The sequence below is a fragment of the Mycobacterium sp. TH-M106 genome (assembly GCF_057473765.1).
Window position 1 is genome coordinate 1 of record NZ_JBYCLE010000106.1, and the last position, 1,571, is coordinate 1,571.

Below are 1,571 nucleotides of genomic sequence, written 5' to 3' on the forward strand. Positions count from 1 at the left end.
CGACCTTCTCATCGCCGCCAGCCTGCGGGCCGTGGTCGGCGTCCGAGACACGGTACGCGACCTGCGTCGATGGCTATCGCTTGAAGGAGATGGGAGATCGTGACGATGCATGGGCTCAAGATTTGGCCGGAGTTTTTTGCCCCGGTGTTGTCGGGACACAAGACGGTGGAACTACGACAGCACGACCGAGATTATCAAGCTGGGGACATCCTCGACTTGAACGAGGTCGACAAGGACACAGGTCTCAAGACAGGACGCAGCGTGCAGCGTTACGTGACGCACGTGCATACGGGTCTCGGTGTGGCCGAAGGGTACGTGGCGCTCTCAATGTCGGAGCGAAAGCCTCGTCAGACTGTACCGCCTACCAAGCTGCGCCTGTACCTGTCCGGACCGATGACGGGGTACCCGGACGACAACTATCCAGCGTTTGCAGAAGCCGCCCGCAGCTTGCGCGACCAAGGTTATGACGTCGTGAGCCCTGCCGAAGACGTGCCGAATCGCGAGGCGTCGTGGGAGCATCTCATGCGTCATGCGCTACGAAAGATGCTAAACGGCACGCAAGGCGTCGTGGTGTTGCCGGGCTGGAAGTCCTCGCGTGGGGCGAACGTGGAAGTCGCCGTGGCGAAATGGCTTGGTCTGCCGATCTTGGAGTGGGACAGCCTTCGTCCGGTCTCGGTTGAGGCGTTCGTGAAAGTGCGCGAAGTCGAGATGGAGAGACCGTTGTTTGGGCCGTGAGGTCGCCGTCGTTCACGGTGGCTGCTGCTTCACGAGGTGGCAAAGGCGATGGGGAGAGATGGGACGATGGGGCATGCTTTGACGCTGAGACCGTATCAAGCGGAGGCGGTCGACGCGTTCTTTGCTGAGGCGTGTCGACGACAGTTGATGGTACTTCCAACGGGATCGGGCAAGACAATTTTGTTTGGGGCGATTGCGAAGCGTTGGTGGGGGACGTCGGACCAGACGCGCCCCATCCTCATCCTCGCACACCGCAGTGAACTCCTCGACCAAGCGGAGCAAAAGCTCGCCATGGTCTGGCCGGAAGCGGTCGTAGGCCGCGTGCAAGGGAGCCGCAACGAGCAACTGGGCAACGTTCTGGTCGCGTCCACGCAAACGCTCGTCCTCGGTCGGGCGATTCGACCGCCGGGACTCATTATTTACGACGAGTGTCATCACAGCCGGGCAGAAGGCGCTGTGGGAGTTCTGGAACGGCTTGGCGTGTTTGCCGAAGACGGTCCCACGCTGCTGGGCGTCACGGCGACACCGACCCGAGCGGACAAGCATGCGCTGGGGGACATCTTCGAACGGGTCACGTACGAACAGACGATTTTGCAGATGATCCTGAGCGGATACTTGTCCGACGTTCGTGGTAAAAAAGTGAAGATTCCGGGTTTGAACCTAAGTGCGATACGAACGACCGCAGGCGACTACAACGCGAAAGACCTCGCAGGTGCGCTGAACGACCAAGCGGCCATCAATGCGGTCGTGGAAGCGGTCCAAGAGCACGCAGGCGGGCGCAAAAGCTTGGTCTTCGCCGTTGACATCGCGCATGCGAGAACGCTGGCCGAACGGTT

Annotated in this window: 2 protein-coding genes; both read left to right on the forward strand. The window is 60.8% G+C overall.

Going from position 1 to position 1,571, the window contains the following annotated elements; all coding sequences use genetic code 11:
* Positions 1-105: 105 nt before the first annotated feature.
* A complete protein-coding gene (locus AC2VOP_RS03545; RefSeq protein ID WP_486959691.1) occupies positions 106-735 on the forward strand; it encodes a DUF4406 domain-containing protein in 630 nt (209 codons plus the stop codon).
* 66 nt (positions 736-801) lie between these two features.
* A partial coding sequence (locus tag AC2VOP_RS03550; protein ID WP_486959690.1) for a DEAD/DEAH box helicase occupies positions 802-1,571 on the forward strand: 770 nt, incomplete at its 3' end.

Coding starts and splice junctions, on each gene's coding strand:
- AC2VOP_RS03545 (WP_486959691.1), top strand. CDS start 106: ATGCATGGGCTCAAGATTTGGCCGGAGTTTTTTGCCCCGGTGTTGTCG.